13 protein-coding genes are annotated in these 21,252 nt (G+C 41.4%); 9 read left to right on the top strand and 4 right to left on the bottom strand.

What is annotated here, in order from left to right:
- Positions 1-30 precede the first annotated feature (30 nt).
- The gene (eno, locus tag H6G92_RS00440) at positions 31-1,320 is read right to left on the bottom strand and encodes a phosphopyruvate hydratase (protein WP_190889674.1); all 1,290 of its coding nucleotides are present in this window, start codon (positions 1,318-1,320) and stop codon (positions 31-33) included.
- Between the two features lie 261 nt (positions 1,321-1,581).
- Here eno and gloA point away from each other — a divergent pair, with 261 nt between their 5' ends.
- Entirely contained in the window at positions 1,582-2,016 is a 435-nt protein-coding gene (gloA, locus tag H6G92_RS00435) for a lactoylglutathione lyase (protein WP_190889672.1), read from the top strand.
- A 505-nt stretch (positions 2,017-2,521) separates the two neighbouring features.
- The gene (clpB, locus tag H6G92_RS00430; RefSeq protein WP_190889669.1) at positions 2,522-5,164 is read left to right on the top strand and encodes an ATP-dependent chaperone ClpB; all 2,643 of its coding nucleotides are present in this window, start codon (positions 2,522-2,524) and stop codon (positions 5,162-5,164) included.
- 214 nt (positions 5,165-5,378) lie between these two features.
- Here clpB and H6G92_RS00425 read toward each other — a convergent pair whose 3' ends face one another.
- The 3 genes from H6G92_RS00425 to H6G92_RS00415 all read right to left on the bottom strand — a co-directional run bounded on the left by H6G92_RS00425 (position 5,379) and on the right by H6G92_RS00415 (position 9,986).
- On the bottom strand, positions 5,379-5,681 hold the full coding sequence (locus H6G92_RS00425) for a hypothetical protein (RefSeq protein ID WP_190890130.1): 303 nt from the start codon (positions 5,679-5,681) through the stop codon (positions 5,379-5,381).
- A gap of 85 nt (positions 5,682-5,766) precedes the next feature.
- Entirely contained in the window at positions 5,767-8,664 is a 2,898-nt protein-coding gene (locus H6G92_RS00420) for a tetratricopeptide repeat protein (protein ID WP_190889667.1), read from the bottom strand.
- Positions 8,661-9,986, bottom strand: coding sequence for an AAA family ATPase (locus H6G92_RS00415; protein ID WP_190889665.1), 1,326 nt, complete (start codon positions 9,984-9,986; stop codon positions 8,661-8,663). The genes H6G92_RS00420 and H6G92_RS00415 overlap by 4 nt, the downstream gene beginning before the upstream one ends.
- Before the next feature lie 440 nt (positions 9,987-10,426).
- Between H6G92_RS00415 and H6G92_RS00410 the strand changes: the two genes are divergently transcribed.
- The 7 genes from H6G92_RS00410 (at position 10,427) to H6G92_RS00385 (ending at position 21,244) form a co-directional block, all read left to right on the top strand.
- Entirely contained in the window at positions 10,427-11,068 is a 642-nt protein-coding gene (locus H6G92_RS00410) for a class I SAM-dependent methyltransferase (RefSeq protein ID WP_190889662.1), read from the top strand.
- A 236-nt stretch (positions 11,069-11,304) separates the two neighbouring features.
- Positions 11,305-13,293, top strand: coding sequence for a molecular chaperone HtpG (gene htpG, locus H6G92_RS00405; protein WP_190889660.1), 1,989 nt, complete (start codon positions 11,305-11,307; stop codon positions 13,291-13,293).
- A 175-nt stretch (positions 13,294-13,468) separates the two neighbouring features.
- Positions 13,469-13,705 (top strand): 50S ribosomal protein L28, encoded by a 237-nt coding sequence (rpmB, locus tag H6G92_RS00400; RefSeq protein ID WP_100900070.1) that lies wholly within the window; start codon positions 13,469-13,471, stop codon positions 13,703-13,705.
- 2,075 nt (positions 13,706-15,780) lie between these two features.
- Positions 15,781-16,380 carry a helix-turn-helix domain-containing protein gene (locus H6G92_RS00395; protein WP_190890099.1) on the top strand — a complete coding sequence of 200 codons (600 nt, stop codon included), beginning with the start codon at positions 15,781-15,783 and terminating at the stop codon, positions 16,378-16,380.
- A 21-nt stretch (positions 16,381-16,401) separates the two neighbouring features.
- Positions 16,402-19,476, top strand: a complete 3,075-nt coding sequence (locus tag H6G92_RS00390) for a peptidase domain-containing ABC transporter (RefSeq protein WP_190889657.1) — start codon at positions 16,402-16,404, stop codon at positions 19,474-19,476.
- Between the two features lie 20 nt (positions 19,477-19,496).
- Positions 19,497-19,622, top strand: coding sequence for a hypothetical protein (locus H6G92_RS40160; protein ID WP_277926714.1), 126 nt, complete (start codon positions 19,497-19,499; stop codon positions 19,620-19,622).
- A 74-nt stretch (positions 19,623-19,696) separates the two neighbouring features.
- On the top strand, positions 19,697-21,244 hold the full coding sequence (locus tag H6G92_RS00385) for an HlyD family efflux transporter periplasmic adaptor subunit (protein ID WP_190889655.1): 1,548 nt from the start codon (positions 19,697-19,699) through the stop codon (positions 21,242-21,244).
- Positions 21,245-21,252: the final 8 nt, after the last annotated feature.

Genomic DNA, 21,252 nt, shown 5'->3' with positions numbered 1-21,252 from the left:
CTCTTAACTCCTAACTCTTAACTCCTAACTCTATTTAGGCCCTAACCCGACAGCACCAGCATAAACGGCGCGATCGCCTAGTTCATCTTCAATTCGCAGCAGGCGATTATATTTTGCTACGCGTTCGCTGCGACACAGGGAACCTGTTTTAATTTGACCGGCACGGGTTGCTACGGCTAAATCAGCGATCGTTGTGTCTTCTGTTTCACCAGAACGATGGCTAATTACTGAACGGATACTGTTACGAGTTGCCAAATCAATTGTTTCCAAGGTTTCGGTGAGAGAACCAATTTGATTGAGTTTAATCAAAATGGCATTAGCAGCTTTCTCCTGGATGCCTCTTTGCAAGCGAGTGGCGTTAGTCACAAACAAGTCATCCCCTACCAATTGCACCCGCGAACCTAATTTCTGGGTGAGCAATTGCCAACTTTGCCAATCTTCTTCGTGTAAACCATCTTCAATTGACACAATTGGGTATTGATCAACTAGTTGTCCTAAATAATCAATAAACTCTGCTGGGGCGTGAGGTTTACCATCGTAAACATACTGACCATTCTTGTAAAATTCGCTAGCCGCCACATCCAATGCCAAAGCTACTTCTTCCCCTGGTTTGTAGCCAGCTTTCTTAATAGCAGCAACCAGCAATTCTAAAGCCACCTGATTAGATTCTAGGTTAGGGGCAAAACCGCCTTCATCGCCCACGCCAGTCAGCAAACCCTTCTCATCTAATACTTGGCTGAGGGTAGCAAACACTTCTGCACCCCAGCGCAACGCTTCCCGGAAGGAAGTTGCGCCAATTGGGACAATCATAAACTCTTGAAAATCCACGTTGTTTGATGCGTGTGCGCCACCGTTAATCACATTCATCAACGGCACTGGGAGCAAATTCGCTAAAGGGCCACCCAAATAGCGATATAGAGGAATATCTAAAGATTCAGCACCAGCTTTAGCAGCTGCGAGGGAAACTCCCAAAATCGCATTAGCTCCCAAATTGGATTTGTTAGGAGAACCATCTATGGCGATCATCGTGCGGTCTAGGAGTTCTTGGTTGAGGGCATCCAAGCCTAGTAATTTTGGTGCAAGTGCTTCTTTGACGTTTTGTACTGCTTTGAGTACGCCTTTGCCCCCATAACGGCTTTTATCGCCATCACGCAGTTCGTGGGCCTCAAAAGTGCCAGTAGATGCACCACTGGGAACCTGCGCCAGTCCTACAACACCGTTGGCTAAATGCACTTCGGCTTCAATTGTTGGTCTACCGCGTGAATCAAGAATTTCGCGGGCTGCGATCGCAACAATTGCAGTGTCTAAAAATTTACTCATCTGTACTTTATCCTTTATTCGAGTGTGTTACGCACCCAGTCCAGTTGCCTAACCCAATCGCTAGCTTATGCTGTTAAGAGACTTTATTGGCTGAGATTAAAGAAGATTTCCATTGTATGGATAGGGAACAAGACCAAAAACGGGTAAGGGAATGTTTATTTAATTTTTTCCCTAATGGCATTTCTACCTGAAGACTTTCAGCTAGGTAAAATGTTGGCAGGCAGAGAATAACACTAAATCAATTACACAGAAAAGGTCAATATGCGATTACTACATACAATGCTACGGGTAGGAAATCTGGAAGAGTCGTTGAAATTTTACTGTGAACTTTTGGGTATGAAATTACTGCGCCGAAAAGATTATCCAGGGGGAGAATTTACCCTGGCTTTTGTGGGCTATGGTGACGAAAGCGACAACGCAGTGATCGAACTCACTTACAACTGGGGTGTGGAAAAGTACGAATTGGGTAATGCTTACGGTCACATTGCCCTTGGGGTTGATGATATTTACGCTACCTGTGAAGAAATCCGCAATCAGGGCGGTAAAGTCGTGCGTGAACCAGGGCCGATGAAACATGGTTCGACAGTAATTGCTTTTGTGGAAGATCCAGATGGGTATAAAATTGAACTGATTCAATTAGGATCTCAAGGTTCAGCAGCCAAACAGGAATCACAAGAGCAACTTGTGAGTCAGTAATTCTTATAAGGGATTTCCAAAAAAATAAATTATCGTCAGGGTGGAATTTCACTTACTTAAGCTGGATTTAGATCCCCGACTTCTTGAAGAAGTCGAGGATCTAAGCAGCAAGTTTTGCTTAAGAGCAAGACGCGCGAGACTTTTCGCTTTTTGCCTCCGCTTTTTAGGCGGGTTAGGGGATATCCTCTGCGTAAATCTTATTAGTGTAACCGTATTCCTAAGAGCGTAGGCGTAGCCGTTGTAGGCATCGCTCCAATAACATCATCTGGCAAAGTCCGTTCATAACAGTGTTTTCGTTTTAAATTAGGAAATAGGTAGTAGATTAAACTATCACCAAATTACCATTCCTAAATTGCCACTGGAGATACACGCGGATATACGCTGAGAATGTTTGGATAATTAGGGATTGGAGACTAGGGAAGAGTTTTTCCAATCCCCAGTTCCCAATCCCCCATTACCAATGCCCAAGCCCTAAACTAAAAATCAAAATTCCAAAATTATAAAGATGCAACCTACAGATCCGAATAAATTTACTGATAAAGCCTGGGAAGCAATTGTTAAATCTCAGGATATAGTCCGTGCCTATCAACAACAGCAACTAGATGTTGAACATTTAATTATTGCCCTGTTAGAAGAACCCACTAGTCTAGCAATACGTGTCCTGGCTCGATCTGAGGTCGATCCAATCCGTTTCCAACAGCAGCTAGAAGCCTTTACCCAACGTCAGCCCAAAGTTGGTAAAAGTGATCAGCTCTACCTTAGCCGTAGTTTAGATGTTTTACTAGACCGAGCCGAGGAAGCTAGAGTCAGAATGAAAGATTCCTACATTTCTGTAGAACACATACTTTTGGCCTTTGCTGAAGACGATCGCGTTGGACGAAAGATACTCAAAGGCTTTAGTGCGGATGCAGCTAAATTAGAAGCTACTATCAAAACCATTCGCGGTAGCCAAAAGGTGACTGATCAAAGTCCAGAATCCCGTTATGAGGCGTTACAAAAATTTGGCCGAGATTTGACAGAACAAGCAAAATCTGGAAAACTCGACCCAGTGATTGGGCGGGATGACGAAATTCGGCGGGTAATTCAAGTATTGTCTCGTCGTAGCAAAAATAACCCTGTGTTGATTGGTGAACCTGGGGTAGGTAAAACTGCGATCGCAGAAGCTTTGGCACAGCGAATGGTAAATGGTGACGTTCCCGAATCTCTGAAAAACCGCCAGCTCATCTCTTTAGATATGGGGAGTTTGATTGCTGGGGCAAAATACCGGGGTGAATTTGAAGACCGTCTCAAATCCGTTCTCCGGGAAGTTACTGAATCTAACGGTCAAATCGTCCTATTTATTGACGAACTGCATACTGTAGTCGGCACAGGTTCCAATCAACAAGGGGCAATGGATGCCGGAAATCTACTTAAACCAATGCTGGCGCGGGGAGAACTGCGTTGTATTGGCGCTACTACCCTCGACGAGTTCCGCAAACACATTGAGAAAGATGCTGCGCTAGAACGCCGTTTTCAGCAAGTATTTGTCGATCAGCCAACTGTGGAAAATACTATTTCCATTCTGCGGGGGTTGAAAGAACGCTATGAAGTGCATCACAATGTCAAAATTTCTGACTCGGCTTTAGTAGCAGCAGCAACACTGTCAGCACGTTATATTAGCGATCGCTTCTTACCAGATAAAGCCATTGATTTGGTGGATGAAGCAGCAGCACAGTTGAAAATGGAGATTACCTCCAAACCAGCTGAATTGGAAACCATTGATCGCCGCCTCATGCAGTTAGAAATGGAAAAGCTGTCATTAGCTGGCGAAGAAAAGGGTACTCCCCAAACGAAAGAACGTTTGGAGCGCATTGAGCAAGAAATCGCCAATTTAACGGAAAAACAGCAAATATTTAACGAGCAATGGCAAGGTGAAAAGCAGATATTGGAGGCTATAAGCGCCTTAAAGAAAGAAGAAGATGCGCTGCGAGTGCAAATTGAACAGGCAGAACGTGCTTATGACCTAAATAAAGCTGCCCAACTGAAGTATGGCAAATTGGAAGGAGTACAGCACGAGCGCGAAGCCAAAGAAGCTAGCCTGTTAGAAATTCAAAACCAAGGTTCCACGTTGTTGCGAGAACAAGTCACTGAAGCTGATATTGCCGAAATCGTCGCTAAATGGACAGGAATTCCTGTCAATCGCTTGTTGGAATCGGAACGGCAAAAATTGCTGCAACTAGAAAGTCATCTACATCAACGAGTTATTGGGCAAGAAGAGGCTGTAGAAGCGGTAGCAGCAGCGATTCGCCGCGCCCGTGCGGGGATGAAAGACCCCTCGCGTCCCATTGGTTCATTTTTGTTCATGGGCCCCACAGGTGTGGGTAAAACCGAACTCGCGCGCGCTTTAGCTCAGTTTCTGTTTGATTCTGATGATGCCTTGGTGCGCTTAGATATGTCTGAGTATATGGAAAAACACTCAGTTTCTCGGTTAGTGGGAGCGCCTCCAGGATACGTAGGCTATGAAGAAGGCGGTCAACTTTCCGAGGCAGTTCGCCGCCGTCCTTACTCAGTGGTGCTGTTGGATGAAGTGGAAAAGGCGCACCCCGATGTGTTCAATATTTTGTTGCAGGTTTTGGATGATGGGAGAATTACTGACTCTCAGGGAAGGACGGTAGATTTTCGCAACAGCGTTATTGTTATGACCAGTAACATTGGGAGCGAACATATTTTGGATGTATCTGGTGATGATTCCAAGTATGAAACGATGCGGAAGCGGGTAATGGATGCTTTGCGATCGCATTTCCGCCCCGAATTTCTCAACCGCGTTGATGATATTATTCTTTTCCATGCCCTCAGTCGCACGGAAATGCGGCATATCATCCGTATTCAACTCAAGCGAGTAGAAAATCTCCTGCGCGAGCAAAAAATCTTCTTTGAGATATCCCAAGCAGCTTGCGATCACCTTGTCGAATCAGGCTATGACCCAGTTTATGGTGCGCGTCCGCTCAAACGCGCAATTCAGCGAGAAGTAGAAAACCCCCTCGCCACCAAGTTATTGGAGAACACTTTTATCTCTGGAGATACGATTATCATTGACAAAAATGAAAATGGTCTGTCTTTTAGCAAAAAAGTGCTGGTGAAGGTGTCAATACCACAGATTGCTACATAGTTTCAGAAGGCGATCGCCATGAGTTTATATTTAGTAATTTATGTGCGATCGCTATTAATTTAACCTGCTTAAAACTCAATACAGTTCAGATAAGACCAAAACACTTGTAGAGACGGCGATTTATCGCGTCTCAAAACCCACGATTTTGTACAAGTAGCGCTTTGAACCGTATTAGCTTAAAACTGAGATTTAATATACAAATTTCATACATCTTTTAAGCATTTTCCTTCTGATTTGCATAGTCATCATAAAGTCCTTCATCTTTTAATATATAGCCATTCAAAAAGCCATCATGGTTACGGATGCTTTCAATTTCTTCCGCATGAATTATGTTTTCATTCTCAGTTTCCCAGTCTTCACCATCCAAAACTGAGAATTCTGTTAATTCCGAGTCATTCAAAAAATCTTCGGCTATGGCGGCGATAAAAGGTTTTAGTATTTTGTGACGTTCTGCCAAAGATAGTCTAGCAATTTCTTTGAGAGATAGCTGTTTTTGCTCTTGGGCGTTTTCTGACATTTGATTTATGTTCCTGGAAAGAGGTTAACTTTATATTTAGTAATGTATGGTAATTTCTATGAATTTCAGAGGCTTAAAACTATTTCTATATTTTTTTTTGAATTAAAGCATGAAAGCGCTCATCCTCCCGAATACCATCAAAATTTGAGTCACTTTTCGCCATCTCACGATATTCGTCAGGATTTAGGTTGATAGCCTGCTGTAGATTTTCAATCGCTAATTCGACATTGTTCTGTGAAGCATAACAGCAACCCTTGTTGTACCAAGCAGTATGATTATCAAGTTTAATCTCTATAACTTTATCAAAACTGATAATAGCTTCTTCATAGTGCCCTAACTTCATTAGTACAAAGCCTTTATTAGACCATGCAACGTAGTCATCATATTTAAACTCAAGGGCTTTGTTGCAACTTCCTATAGCCTCTTCATATCGACCTAAGTAATAAAGCGCAAAACCTCGATTTGTCCAGGTGATTTCAAAATCGGGTTTAAGTTCAAGAACTTTATCAAAATTGTTAAAAGCTTCTTCGCAATATTCTAATTCAGGTAGTAAAGTATTTTTTTTATTAAGAAAATCTTGGGAAATAAAACCAATTTCTAACGCTTTTTCATAAACAGGAATCATTCCTTCAGAAGAGTATTTTTTAAGCAATAAATAGCCTCGGTTGTTCCAGCATTGGTAGTTATTGGGTTTTATTTCCAGCACTTTATCAAAACTAGATAGGGCTTTAGAGTAAAAACCTAAGTGATATAAAGAATAGCCTCTATACTCCCAAGCATAGTAATAATCTGGTTGAATTTCCAAGCATTTTTCATAATTTTTTATTGCTTCGTAGTATTGTTCCAAATTAAATAGTAAGCGACCCTTATTGTACCAAGCTTCGTGATAATAAGGTTGAAATTTTAGTGCATGGTCATAGGATGCAATTGCTTCCTCATTGCGTCCTAAATTTTTGAGTGCAATGCCCCTATCGTTCCAAGCTTGGTGATAATGAGGTTGAAATTTCAATGCTTGGTCGTAGGATGTAATTGCTTCTTCATTGCGTCCTAATTTGCGTAGTGCATTACCTTTACTGTTCCAAGCATAATGATAATCAGGTTGAAATTGCAATGCTTGGTCATAGGATGCGATCGCTTCTTCATTGCGTCCCAAATTTATTAGCGCATTACCTTTATTGTTCCAAGCATAGTGATAATCAGGTTGAAATTGCAATGCTTGGTCATAGGATGCGATCGCTTCTTCATTGCGTCCCAAATTTATTAGCGCATTACCTTTATTGTTCCAAGCATAGTGATAATCAGGTTGAAATTGCAATGCTTGGTCATAGGATGCGATCGCTTCTTCATTGCGTCCCAAATTTATTAGCGCATTACCTTTATTGTTCCAAGCATAGTGATAATCAGGTTGAAATTGCAATGCTTGGTCATAGGATGCGATCGCTTCTTCATTGCGTCCTAACTTGCGTAGTGCATTACCTTTACTGTTCCAAGCATAGTGATAATCAGGTTGAAATTTCAGTGCTTGGTTATAAGATGCAATCGCTTCTTCATTGCGTCCTAAATTCTCTAGTGCATTACCTTTAATGTACCAAATATAGTGTTCATCAGGTTGAAATTTCAGTGCTTGGTTATAAGATGCAATCGCTTCTTCATTGCGTCCTAATTTGCGTAGTGCATTACCTTTACTGTTCCAAGCATAGTGATAATCAGGTTGAAATTTCAATGCTTGGTCATAGGATGCGATCGCTTCTTCATTGCGTCCTAAATTCTCTAGTGCATTACCTTTAATGTACCAAATATAGGGTTCATCAGGTTGAAATTTCAGTGCTTGGTTATAAGATGCAATCGCTTCTTCATTGCGTCCTAATTTGTGTAGTGCATTACCTTTACTGCTCCAGGCATAGTGATAATCAGGTTGAAATTTCAGTGCTTGGTCGCAGGATGCGATTGCTTCTTCATTGCGTCCTAAATTTCTTAGTGCAATACCTCGGCTGTTCCAAGCTTGTTGGTCATCTGGTTTAAATTCCAGTGCTTGGTCGTAGGATACGATCGCTTCTTCATTGCGTCCTAAATTTCTTAGTGCATTACCTTTACTGTTCCAAGCTTGATGGTAATTAGGTTTAAATTCCAGTGCTTGGTCGTAGGATGCGATCGCTTCTTCATTGTGTCCTAAATTTCTTAGTGCATTACCTTTACTGTTCCAAGCTTGATGATAATTAGGTTTAAATTTGAGTGCTTGATTATAAGATATAAGAGCTGCTTCATATTCCTTCGCAGTACTTAACAACCTTCCAAGTTCAAAAAGCAAACTTGCTTTACGACTCTCCGGTTGATTTTTTTCGGTCAGCAAGTCTTGAATTTCCAAAACTTTCTCAATTTTTTGTTCGGGGCGAAGTTTCAAATATTCTTCATAGTCTGCTTCATCTAGTAGACGAGTTGATTCTTCATCTACCACTTCTGGCGTTGTAGGTACTTCAAACATCCCAGAACGCCAATCAAAAAAATCTGGGGCGCGATGAATTAAATAGTTGATTGAAAATGAACGCAAAAGAAAAACAAAGCAAAATGGGAAATCATCTCTAAAGCGTTCTCGCTGTTGGTTTAAGTGATTTAAAATATGCGGTACACTGGTTAAATTGCTAAATTGACCTTCAGTAATCTCTCCAAAACTTCTTTTTTCATACTTGTATAAAGAATATTCCAGACCTTTAATTAATAAAATATCAATTTGCTTGTCCTTAACAAACTCTGCTACTGGCTGATATAAATTATCAATCGACTCAACAAAGCGCAAAACAGCAATCTTCTTCTGCGGAATTTCCTGGGGAAGTTTGATAATCAAATGGTCTGCTTCCACAGGTGTACATTGGACAAAAAACAAACCAAATCCTGATTTTCGCTTCAGTGCGCGAAGCAAGTCCTGATAAGCTTCTTCTGGTTCTGGGGGTAAATCATCATCCCAATCACTTAAATTTGGGTTCATGCAATTTTCGCTACAGCTTCTTTAAATTCTGGAATTCCTTGAATCAATGGATGAATATCATACCAGCGCTGCATCTCTCCATCATCATCCAAATAGCGGTATTCTAAAAGACAGCGATTATACATCAAACTCCGATACAAGTCATCATTAATAATACGTTTAGAACAAGATACTTCCGCTAACAGACACCATTGATGATTTTCCACTGCGCGGCGATAAGTATCTCTGGCTTGAGTAATTGCTCGTCGCACAGCCTTTTCTGAAACAGGTAATTCTTCAGTGCGTCCAAAGGCATCTTGAGTTAACAATAGCAAATTTCTCACATGACCTCCACTCATTAAACAAAGTCTGTCTAAGGTTTGGGGACTGTCGAAAATTTCCGTTTCTAGTGATAGTTCGGGGGCAATTTGCCGGACTCGCTTGTTAATTACTTCTTTCACTTTCTTGAGTCCTGGCTGGTAAACTTCGCCCTTGAGAGTGTTTACCATAATCATCGGCAAAATTTGGGGGTCGCCGTAGATATCTCTGAGGTCTGTTGCCCTTGTAGAATAGACCATTGAAATGGGGACAGTGTAAATCAAATGGCAATCTAAAGCTTGGAGTTGTTCGCTACGGTCTAAAAAGACTTCTTCATAGTTGGTGCGTTCTCCATCTTTAACTAATACCATCCGGTCTAAGTTATCGACAATTACCGCCAGTTTCTTGTAGCCATTAGGTAAGTGCTGTTTTGCATCCACCAGAAACTCATTTAACACCTGAATTAATGTGACGGTGTAAGGATCAATTTTTTGGCGAATCTTCTGACGTAATTCAGGAACAGCCCTTAAATTTGCGGTCAATTTGGCGAATTGAGTTAGCTGTGCTTCTACTCCCAGACTCTCAAATTCTATGGGAGTCTGCGCCAAATCTTTCAAATCTTCCCAACGACCTTTCAACCAGTCGAGTATCGGACGAGGACTAGCAATTTCTTTTAAATCTTTGAGCAAACGGCGGGTACAGGCGAGGAGAATATCTGTATATTGGGCATCTTCAGAATCGATATCTTCTTCATCAGCTGCAAAATACACAACATAAAATTCCCGATTTTCTAAATATTTCTTTAACCTGAGTAATTCTGTAGACTTCCCCGCACCCCGATGCCCAGAATACAATTGACAAGTATTTGTATCTGCTAATCGCATCCGATTTCCCAATTCTTGCTCAATATCCGCATCTCCGCGCACATCCTGACAATCTACATATTTTGGATCGCCTGCGGGTAAGGGTTCAAAGGGGTTAAAGGCATTGTAGAGTTTTGCGAGTAAGTCAGAACTATTAACCATAGGTAAAAAATATTGCAATGATGCTCATAATAATGGAGATTATAGAGAATTGAGGTGTCTAGCAAAAGAATAAATTACAGGATTTACGCATTTAAAACCTGGAGCCTAGATCCCCCCTAACCCCCCTTAAAAAGGGTGGAACCGGAGTCAAAGTCCCCCTTTTTAAGGGGGATTTAGGAGGATCTAAATGCTATAGAACAACTCTAAAAGGCTTATGTGTAAACCGTAGCCTTAAAAAGGTGGCTTTTGAAATCCCCCCTTTTTTAAGGGAGTTGCGGATCTCTTATGCGTAAGCTCTAAATCAGTAAAGAGTAAAATATAGCATCAGTATTGTTTCAGCCATCGGCTCGAGGTGCTGTTATTTTCACTAGTTTTGCGGGAATCCTGTAGTTGTATACCCACCAAATTAGTCATTCCATCAGGTTAGGTAGGCACTGTTTATGCAACTCATCACTTCGTTAGATATTAGAAATTCGGAATATTTATCAAAAAATCGGCTCATCAGTTATCATCACCAGTTGCGTCTAATTTTTTCGCTGGGTCATGGGGTGAAAAACGTTCTGGAAATTGGGATTTTTAATTCCCTATTAACAGACCTTCTGAAAAATAATGGATACAATGTCTTCACCGCTGATGTTGACCCCAACCTCAAGCCAGAAATGATTTTGGATTTGACAACAGATTTTTCATTGCCAAAAGATAAATTTGATGCAATCGTCCTGTTTCAAGTGCTGGAACACTTCCCTTACGAACAGTCAGAAGAAGCACTGAAAAAACTTGCCCAAGCAACCAAGAAATTTTTGGTGATTTCGATTCCTTATTGCACTCAATACTTGTCATTTCAGATCAAAACCTCTTTTTCAGGCAGACCAAGGCATTTATTACTCAATGTGCCAAAATTCTGGAGTACAAAGCCAATATGTGACGAACACTACTGGGAAATGGGTTTAAAAGGATATCCCAAAAAGCGGATTTTAAACTCCGTTGCCAACGCTGGGTTAACTGTTAAGCAAGAATTCATCGATCCTACTTACCCGTACCACTATTTTTTAGTGTTAGAAAAAACTGGTAGTATTACTTAGGCTAGTGTCTCAACTAGGCTAATAAAGCTGCGGTCAAAATCGGGAGTAGGGAAATCCGAATCATAAAATGGGGGCAAACAACGCTCAAAAAAGGAGCGATCGCCTAAGCTATGCTTTTAAAATCCTAATTGGTATCATGCTCTCCTGTGTTCTCCGGGTTTATCCTTGAAAACAGAGGGCTAGGCTGTATTAGCCACTATCATCATTTCAGATACTAACATCGAAAATTACCAATTATGCTAGAACAAGGCACTATCAGTATTCATACTGAGAATATTTTCCCGATCATCAAGAAGTCGCTTTACTCAGATCACCAAATCTTCTTGCGGGAACTGGTATCCAATGCTGTAGACGCTATCCAAAAGCTGAAAATGGTATCCCGCGCCGGAGACTATGCTGGAGACATCGGCGAACCGGAAATTGAAATTGCCATTGACAAAGATAAGAAGACTCTCTCCATCTCCGATAACGGTATCGGGATGACCGCAGATGAAGTTAAGAAATATATCAATCAGGTTGCCTTCTCTAGTGCTGAAGAATTTATTCATAAATATGAAGGCAAATCAGATCAACCGATTATTGGTCACTTCGGTCTAGGTTTCTACTCTTCCTTCATGGTGGCGCAAAAGGTAGAAATTGATACCCTTTCATATCAAGAAGGAGCGCAGGCGGTTCACTGGACTTGCGATGGTTCCCCAGCTTTTACTCTAGAAGAATCGCCCAAGACAACTCGCGGTACTACTATTACTCTCAGCCTACAAGGAGAGGAGGAGGAATTTCTAGAGTCAGCACGGATTAAGAATCTTGTCAAGACTTACTGCGATTTCTTGCCAGTACCAATAAAACTAGAAGGCGAAGTATTAAATAAGCAAAAAGCACCGTGGCGAGAGTCTCCGAATAACCTGAGTCAAGAAGATTATTTAGAGTTTTACCGCTACCTGTATCCTTTTCAAGAAGAACCTCTGTTGTGGGTACATTTAAATACAGACTATCCCTTTATCATCAACGGGATTCTGTATTTCCCCAAGATGAGGCCGGATGTAGATGTTACCAAAGGGCAGATCAAGCTATTTTGCAATCAAGTTTTTGTTAGCGACAACTGCGAAGAAATAATCCCGCAATTTCTGATGCCGATGCGGGGTGTGATTGATAGCACCGATATTCCCCTAAACGTATCGCGCAGTGCCTTGCAAGGCGATCGCACCGTGAAGCGAATTGGTGATTACATTGCCAAAAAAGTAGGCGATCGCCTCAAAGAACTTTTCCGCGATAATCGTGAACAATACATTAGTGCTTGGAAAGACCTCGGCACCTTTGTTAAATTCGGCGTTCTCAACGACGAGAAATTCAAAAAACAAATCGAAGATATCATCGTCTTCCGCACTACCGCCAAGCTGACAGAAAAAGTTGCTGCTGAAACTCCAGTGGTTGAAGTCCAGTCTTCAGACGGGGATGCTTGGCAAGATGTCACTCCTTCACCCAGCGCTGAAAACTCAACCCCCAGCGCTCCCTATACTACGCTGAAAGAATATCTAGAACGCAACAAAGAACGTAACGAAAACCGAGTTTTCTACAGCACCGATGAAACAACCCAAGCTACATACATAGAACTACACAAAAATCAAGGCTTAGAAGTCCTGTTTATGGACTCCTTCATCGACACTCACTTTATCAACTTCCTAGAGCGAGAATATCAGGATGTTAAGTTTACGCGAGTAGACTCAGATTTAGATAATACTCTGCTGGAACAAGATAAAGATAAGGAAATTGTCGATCCTAAGACGAACAAAACCCGCAGTGAGACTATTAAAGAGTTATTTGAGAAATCTCTCAACAAACCCAAACTCAACATCCGTACCGAAGCGTTGAAATCAGACGATCCTCAAGGTACACCACCTGCGATGGTGCTTTTACCAGAGATTCTGCGCCGCCTGCGAGAAATGAATGCCATGATGCAGCAGGGGACAGCAGAGTTTCCCGATGATCACATTTTGCTGGTGAATACTGCTCACCCGCTAATTCAAAATCTGGCCAATCTTAACCAAGGTAGTATTATTCAAGGTGACGGTCAATCGCCTAATGATCAGTTAGTTAACTTGATTTGCCAACACGTCTATGATTTAGCGTTGATGTCTCAGAAAGGATTTGACGCTGAGGGGATGAAATCCTTCGTCGAGCGATCGAATGAGGTACTCACTAAGCTGACGGAACAAGCTAGTAAATAGTGCTGAGTTAGGAGTTAGGAGTTAGGAGTTAGGAGTTAGGAGTTGGGAGTTGGGAGTTGGGAGTTGAGAGTTGGGAGTTGGGAGTTATTTCTGCCACCACTCCCTACTCCACTTCTGTTGCCTAAGACATAGAATGGAAAGGCTGTATTAAAATAAGGATCTGGAGATAGTTGCTATGTCTCGTCGCTGTGAACTAACTGGTAAGAAGGCAAATAATGCCTTTGCTGTTTCCCACTCTCACCGCCGTACTAAACGCCTTCAGCACGCTAATCTGCAAAGCAAGCGTGTTTGGTGGGAAGGCGGAAATCGCTGGGTGAAGTTAAAGCTATCTACCAAAGCAATCAAAACCCTACAAATTAATGGGTTAGAAGCAATGGCAAAAGAAGCTGGCATTAATCTGAATCATTACTAAGTAATGTAGATTTTATAATCTGAGACTTTTGTCAGGTGGAATACAGGTAATTCGTAGGGGCGTACAGCTAGCTAGCTGTACGCCCCTAACGCTTATCACCAAGGCGGCGGGAAGCCCACTTGCTTTTTGAGGTGTCCGGGATAGCCGCCCCACCGCCGTTAACTGTTGACTGATGACTAACCGTCATCAGTATGCACGTGTTATTCCATCCCTTTTTAGGGGTGGGATGAGCTTAAATATTGAGTAGTAGGCTTTGTATATTTTGAGTACTGTTGGTGGCAAGAGAGAAATATGTATTGATTACACCACGGTTAAAAATGGGTGTCTTTGAATACAGATGCTTATCAGTCTTTTATTTTTCAGAACTCCTACATAGAAAACCTTAGAGTGAAGAAAAAACCTCTGGAGTCACCAGAGGTTTTGGTTCCTGATTTAGTTTCTACTAGTTACTACAACTTGTCCTGAGTCATTTCCCGATAATGAACGAAATTATTTAACTCATCCCACCCCTTGAAGGGATGGGGAGACAAGGGGAAATTGTCTCTGCATCCACCTGTTCTTTGGACTTGGTGGTAAAAAATAATCAAATTCAGATATCCCCGAACCATTATCTGCGATCGCATCAACAACACTAATAAAGTCTAAAGCGTTGAATCATTCGTGAGTATTGCAATTCTCACAAATAAAATAGGATTTATATAGGACTAGTATTTGATTTTTGAAAAGATACGTAGGGTGCGTTAGCGACAGCGTAACGCACCATTCTTAAGGCTTTGGTGCGTTACGGCTTACGCCTAACACACCCTACAAATACTTAGATTTTTTCAGAAATCAAATATGATTCCTATATATAGGATTTATATATATATTGAATTCGCTATCAAGTAAAGTTTATCTGACTTCTTCTAAGGGTCTTCGCCCAAAATACCAAGTGTCCATAGTCTTTAGATATTTTAAAAATTAGGAACTAATTTTATTGGTTTAATTTTAGTAAAACCTGTCTTTAGCTAGAATCAATCCGTTGCAAACGCATCTATAAATAGTTTTACGCTAAACTAGATTATTTTCATACTATAGATAGATATCCACATAGCGAATATGGCAGATAGTAATGTATGTAGTTTTCCTACTATGGGCAGATGTAGACTTTCTATGAATTTATGAAAATACTGTGTTTGTTAGCAAATAATAAGTTAGGTATTCTGTGGTTTGGCTCAACAAGTAATTTAAAATTAGCAATTATTATTAAAACAAAAATTTTAATTAGTAACCTATTATTTTTCCAAATCAAATGATTTGTAAAATTTTAGTAAACTATTTATCAAGGTTTGATAAATATTTATTATTTTTTCTAAAAACTATTGACTAGATGTAAGATTATTCTTAAATAAAGAATAGTGGATTACGAAAAAGATTGAGTAGCTGTCACTTTTGGGTTGAATTTTTATTCTAGATAGTTTAAAGTTTATGACTATCTGCTGATGAGAAAGTAGTTAGTTTTAGGATAGTCTAAGAAGTAGATTTGCACTCATACCTGACCTTGACTCTTTTTAGATTCCAATTAACGGAACAAGATTCAACCTCTTGTTGATAATGAACATTAAACCTACCTAAACATTAGTAGGTTAATCTCTGAAACCGTATTGTAGAATTCAGTAAAATCATCAATATAAGGGCTACCCGAAGGCTCGAAAGTGTTTGCCTATTACCATCAACTAGGGGCGAATGGTCTTAACCAATACCATTATTGCACCGGGCTTCAGGAAAGTCTGTCAAATTCTAGCGGCTAGCCAGTGAGCAGTTTACTGGTTTTAAGTATTTTTATTCCAAGTGAAAACCATTAACGCCGATTTCCGATTTATTAAAATCTGAGTCAGCGCAGTAATATCCCTCCTAAATTATCAGAATATTAGGGGAAAATTCTTAGCCTTATTTGCACACTACGTCAATCTTTAATCAACGTTCTAGAACTCATTAATTTTGCATTTGTGTATCCTGATAAATCAGGATTTTAACAACAGATGCGAAAGACAAATTTGATCACATTTGACAGTTGGCGGCAACTGATAAAAATTATGTCAGAATACTTCAGTCAAGAGAAAGCTTTTGAATGCTACGACATGCACGAAAGCAAATTTTTAACGCCTTTTCAGAGGAAGGCACTGTTGAAAAATTTGCAAGCTAATTTACAGCCAGAATATCGTCGGCGGATTGAAATTATGTTGCTGGCGGATATGAGTAAATCTCAAAGTCAAATCTGTGAAATATTAGGTTGTTCGCAGGAAATGGCGCGGTACTGGATTGGCATAGCAGAGGCGGGCCTAGCGCACAAATGGAATGAGCGACCAATAGGTAGACCCAAGACTGTTAACGATCAATATATTCAACGTTTGAAAGAATTGGTAAGTAATAGTCCCCGTGAATATGGCTATGCATTTAGCTACTGGACGGCCCAATGGTTGAGCAAACATTTAGCAAATGAATTTGGCATTGCAATTACCGATCGCCATGTTAATCGCCTGCTAAAAAAAATGGGACTTTCTACTAAGCGCAAAAACTCTTGCCCACCAGAAACTGACCAGAATAAGGATGCTGGCATTACAATCTGCGACTTGCAATCTAACTCCGAACCGAGTTTGCATTGGTCATTTAATCTAATTCAGACCAATAACTAATACTGTTTTGGAGGTCAGAAAATGCCATCAGCGTTTTCCCAGCAATATTTAGCTGAACAAATCACCCAAACCTTGGGTAAGTCGCTGTCAAAGGAAGAACTTGACACATGTCTCAGAGGGCTGGAAATTGTTGAACCACAAGTAGCAAAGCAGTTTTGGCAAGCAACTACAGCCGAACCAGGAATTTATATTGTCCTGAGTGGTAAAGTCAGACTGCTGGATAGCTCTAACAACTTAATCACCACCCTCTTGTCTGGAGCATCATTTGGCGATCTGACTCTATTTCCAGAAAAGGAACTCCGTCCTTATGTTGCTAGAGCTTCGGTAAACTTAAAGCTTTGCTATATCAACCGAGAGACTTTACAAGAGCTAATTCGCATATCGTTTAGCATCCGCGATCGCCTTTTAAGACGCGCAGAAGTTTGGGATTTGCTGCTGTTATGCTGCCACAACTCCTTAATTGGGCATAATGGCTCTGTTGAGGAGATGTTCAAAGCCTTATCCCTATTTGAGCGGCACAATCTGGAAAGTGGTTCCTTGAGTGGTAACGTCAGCAAAGATATCAAGCTTTGGTTACTACATCGGGGAGAACTGCTACATTCTAACGGGCGAAGATTGACACCTGGAAACATCTACGTGAATCCAAAACAAGGAAGTTGGCAGGTAGCACAACCAGCGATCGCTTACAGTTTGAGCAATGCTAATTGGCAAACAGCATTACAACATTGGCCGCAATTAGCAGATTTAATAGACTTCCAAGAGCATCAAGCCGGGCTAGGGATAGAGGACAGGGGACAGGAGATAAGGGACAGTGTTTCCCAAAACCCAATTCCCAATTCCCAATCTCCAATCTCCAGCGTCGAGCCAAAACAAAAGCAAAAAAGACAACGGGCGTACTTTCCTAGCCCAAGATTGAGGGCGGGGCATTGGTTGGGACGCTTAACTAAACGGTATCCGTTCTTTGAACAACAAAGCGCCTCTGACTGTGGGGCATCTTGTTTAGTGATGATTAGTCGCTATTGGGGTAAGCGCTTTAATGTCAACCGCATACGGGATTTAACCAACATCAGCCGTAGCGGGGCATCAATGCGGGGTTTAACAGCCGCCGCAGAAAGTATCGGCTTTGCAACCCGTCCGGTGAAAGCTAGCTTTGATAAATTAGCACAACAACCTCTACCTGCGATCGCTCATTGGGAAGGTAAGCACTACGTTGTCCTCTATGAAGTCAATAAAAAACGTGTGATTATTGGCGACCCGGCAATCGGTCAACGCACCCTTAGCCCTAGCGAATTTAAAGCCGGTTGGACTGGTTATGCGTTGTTACTACAACCCACAGACGTACTTAAAGCAACCCAGGAAGCAGTTACACCATTTTGGCAGTTTTTTGATTTAGTCAAACCTCACTCACAAGTACTGCTAGAAGTCTTTATGGCTTCGGTGTTGATTCAGTTATTTGGACTAATTACACCTTTATTTACTCAGCTGTTGTTAGACCGAGTAATTGTGCAAGGTAGCACCCTAACTTTAAACGCCGTTGGTTTAGGGTTGCTAATTTTTGGCTTTTTCCGCGTTGCTCTTAATGGATTGCGGCAATATCTACTAGATCACACGGCGAATCGCCTGGCAGTAACACTGCTTGTCGGTTTTATTAAACATACCTTCCGCTTGCCTTTAGCCTTTTTTGAGTCGCGCTACGTTGGCGATATTGTGTCTCGCGTCCAAGAAAATCAAAAGATTCAGCGCTTTCTAACTGGAGAAGCACTATCAATTGGTTTGGATTTAATGACAGTGTTTGTCTATGTGGGATTGATGTTTTGGTATAGCTGGCAAATGGCATTATTTAGTTTAGCGATCGTGCCGCCTTTTGTACTATTAGCACTGATAGCTACACCGTTCTTGCGTCGCATTAGCCGCGAAGTTTTTAATGCTTCAGCTACAGAAAATAGTTATCTGATCCAATCCCTTACAGGTATTCGCTCAGTTCGCTCTATGGCTATTGAGCAAACAGTCCGTTGGCATTGGGAAGAACTGTTGAATAATGTCATTAAAAAGACCTTTAGCGGCCAGATAATTAGTAACCAACTCCAAATTTTCAGTTCTAGTATCGAAACACTGGTAACCACAGGATTACTTTGGTTTGGTGCATGGCAGGTAATTCAAAACCAACTGACCATTGGACAATTAATTGCATTCAATATGTTGTTAGGAAATGTCATTCGACCTTTCCAACGGCTCGTTGTCCTGTGGAATCAATTGCAAGAGGTGATTATTTCCACGGAGCGGATTAATGATGTCTTAGAAGCTGAACCAGAAGAAGATTTACAATATCAACCCCGCCAGTCCTTAGGTAGTTTACGTGGTCATATTATATTTGAGAATGTGACTTTTCGTTATCACCCAGAAAGCGATATTAACGTCTTAGAAAATCTCAGTTTTGAAATCAAACCTGAGCAAACTATAGCGGTTGTTGGGCGTAGCGGTTCTGGGAAAACTACTCTCTCCAAATTGATTTTAGGACTTTATCTGCCGACGGATGGCAAAGTGTTGATTGATGGTCAAGATATGACCAATATTTCTCTGCGATCGCTCCGCTCACAAATTGGTGTTGTAGATCAAGATACATTTTTGTTTGGCGGTACGATTCGAGACAATATCAGCATTGCTCATCCAGAAGTTTCCCCAGAAGAAATTATTGAAGCGGCGCGTCTAGCAGGAGCAGATGAGTTTATTAAACAAATGCCAATGGGCTACGAAACCCAAATTGGTGAAGGTGGGGGTATGTTATCCGGTGGACAACGCCAACGCCTAGCGATCGCTCGTGCTTTGTTAGGAAATCCCTGCTTCTTGGTATTCGATGAAGCAACCAGTCACTTAGATGCTGAATCTGAGCGGATTATTCAGAACAACCTCAAAAAGATTCTCCAAGGACGCACAAGTTTAATCATTGCTCATCGTCTCTCCACCGTGCGTCATGCTGACTTGATTTTAGTTTTAGATCGGGGCATTTTGGTCGAAAGCGGTACTCACGATCAATTAATCGCCAAAAAAGGTCATTATTTCTATCTCAACCAGCAACAACTAGCGCAAACAGGTTAAAAGGGGCTGGGGGATGAGGAATGGAGGGACAAGGAGGACAAGGAGAATTAGAGACTCATTCATCCACCTTTGATACTCGTTCATCTACCTTTGATACTCATTCATCCACCTTTGATACTCGTTTATCCACCTCAAAGGCTCATTAATGGAGTTCAAAGACTCATTAATGAAGCTCAGAAACTCAAATCTATCAATCCCCCATGCCTAATCCCCAATTATTATGCCAAACCCATCTAATAATTCATCATCCGCCTTTGCTATACCAAAGCAGGCTGAATTTCACCTGGTTGAAGACGCAAGTGCCATTCTTCATCCTCAGACACAAAAAACATCTGAAGCAAACGATTGGTTTTATGGCACCGAGGAACTGCTAGATGCCTTACCAAGGATCTGGACGCGCTCCATGTTGTATTTACTGATAGGCTTTGCTGGGATCATTTTACCTTGGGCAATGCTTTCTAAAGTTGATGAAACAGGAAGTGCTAGAGGGCGAATGGAACCTGAAGGAGCAACCCAACAATTGGATAGTCCAGTTACTGGTAGCGTTACTGCTGTCAACGTCAAAGAAGGCACAACTGTAAAAGCAGGACAGGTTTTGCTTGAATTGGAGTCTGATGTGCTGCGAACGGAATTGCAGCAGGTGCAGACAAAACTAGAAGGTTTATTAAATCGGCGATCGCAACTGGATCTCCTAAAAAACCAAATTCTCCTGACGATTAACATTCAAGAACAACAAAATAAATCCCAAGAATTAGAAAAAATTTCCCAAGTTAGTCAGGCGCAGCAAAACTTTGATGCAAAACAGAGTACTTATAACTTACAACGACTGGAAAAACTGGCTCTAGTGGAACAGGCTAGCCAGAATATCAGTTCTACCCAGATTGCTCAAAAGTTAGCCAAGAGTCGTTTAAGCCGAGATTTAACAGAAGTTGCACGTTATCGCCAGCTTTTGCGACAAGGCGCGATTCCCCAAACCAAAGTTGTGGAACTAGAAAAGATCGCAGAAGAAAGCCAACGTTTGCAGGAACAAGCAAAATCTGATATTACACAAGCCCAGTTGCGCTTAAAAGAAGAACTGAATCGTTATCAGTCGCTAATGAGTCAAGCTACCTCAGATATTCAGCAGGCAAAACTTCGCCTGCAAGAGCAGCAAAGCAGCTACCGCAGTGTAGTGCAAGCAGGTAGACTGGCGGTGCTAAAAAATCAGGAACAGCTTAAAGACTTACAAACACAAATTACTAGCCTGCAATCCGAAATTGCTCAAACCGGAAGCCAAATCACATCCTTACAGCTACAGATGCAACAACGAATAGTGCGATCGCCTATTGATGGCACAATTTTTGAGTTGCCTATCCAAAAACCAGGCTCAGTAGTAGAACCAGGACAAATGATTGCCCAAATTGCGCCCGAAAATGCTTCCTTGATTCTAAAAGCGCAAATGCCCAACCAAGAAAGTGGTTTTTTAAAGGTGGGAATGCCAGTTAAAATCAAATTTGATGCCTATCCCTTCCAAGATTATGGGGTAGTAGAAGGGCGCGTCACTTGGATTTCACCTAACTCGAAAGTTCAAACGACTAATCAAGGTAGCATCGAAACCTATGAGTTGGAAATCTCCCTAGTTCAGCCCTATATCCAAACTGCTAACAAACGTATTCCTCTAACACCAGGTCAAACAGCAAGCGCAGAGGTGATTATCCGTCAACGCCGGGTGATTGACTTTATCCTAGATCCGTTTAAGAAGTTGCAAGAAGGTGGTTTGGAGCTTTAGTAATTACA

Source organism: Nostoc foliaceum FACHB-393 (genome assembly GCF_014698505.1).
In the GTDB taxonomy this organism is placed as follows: domain Bacteria; phylum Cyanobacteriota; class Cyanobacteriia; order Cyanobacteriales; family Nostocaceae; genus Nostoc; species Nostoc foliaceum_A.
Note: the sequence above shows the minus strand (reverse complement) of the source record. Positions and strands in the feature narration are given on the sequence as shown.

What these genes read in the sequence shown, in the direction of transcription:
- eno (WP_190889674.1), bottom strand. Translation starts at nt 1,320, where the DNA reads ATGAGTAAATTTTTAGACACTGCAATTGTTGCGATCGCAGCCCGCGAA.
- H6G92_RS00425 (WP_190890130.1), bottom strand. Translation starts at nt 5,681, where the DNA reads ATGTCAGAAAACGCCCAAGAGCAAAAACAGCTATCTCTCAAAGAAATT.
- H6G92_RS00390 (WP_190889657.1), top strand. Translation starts at nt 16,402, where the DNA reads ATGCCATCAGCGTTTTCCCAGCAATATTTAGCTGAACAAATCACCCAA.
- htpG (WP_190889660.1), top strand. Translation starts at nt 11,305, where the DNA reads ATGCTAGAACAAGGCACTATCAGTATTCATACTGAGAATATTTTCCCG.
- H6G92_RS00420 (WP_190889667.1), bottom strand. Translation starts at nt 8,664, where the DNA reads ATGAACCCAAATTTAAGTGATTGGGATGATGATTTACCCCCAGAACCA.
- H6G92_RS40160 (WP_277926714.1), top strand. Translation starts at nt 19,497, where the DNA reads ATGGAGGGACAAGGAGGACAAGGAGAATTAGAGACTCATTCATCCACC.
- gloA (WP_190889672.1), top strand. Translation starts at nt 1,582, where the DNA reads ATGCGATTACTACATACAATGCTACGGGTAGGAAATCTGGAAGAGTCG.
- H6G92_RS00385 (WP_190889655.1), top strand. Translation starts at nt 19,697, where the DNA reads ATGCCAAACCCATCTAATAATTCATCATCCGCCTTTGCTATACCAAAG.
- H6G92_RS00395 (WP_190890099.1), top strand. Translation starts at nt 15,781, where the DNA reads ATGTCAGAATACTTCAGTCAAGAGAAAGCTTTTGAATGCTACGACATG.
- rpmB (WP_100900070.1), top strand. Translation starts at nt 13,469, where the DNA reads ATGTCTCGTCGCTGTGAACTAACTGGTAAGAAGGCAAATAATGCCTTT.
- H6G92_RS00415 (WP_190889665.1), bottom strand. Translation starts at nt 9,986, where the DNA reads ATGGTTAATAGTTCTGACTTACTCGCAAAACTCTACAATGCCTTTAAC.
- H6G92_RS00410 (WP_190889662.1), top strand. Translation starts at nt 10,427, where the DNA reads ATGCAACTCATCACTTCGTTAGATATTAGAAATTCGGAATATTTATCA.
- clpB (WP_190889669.1), top strand. Translation starts at nt 2,522, where the DNA reads ATGCAACCTACAGATCCGAATAAATTTACTGATAAAGCCTGGGAAGCA.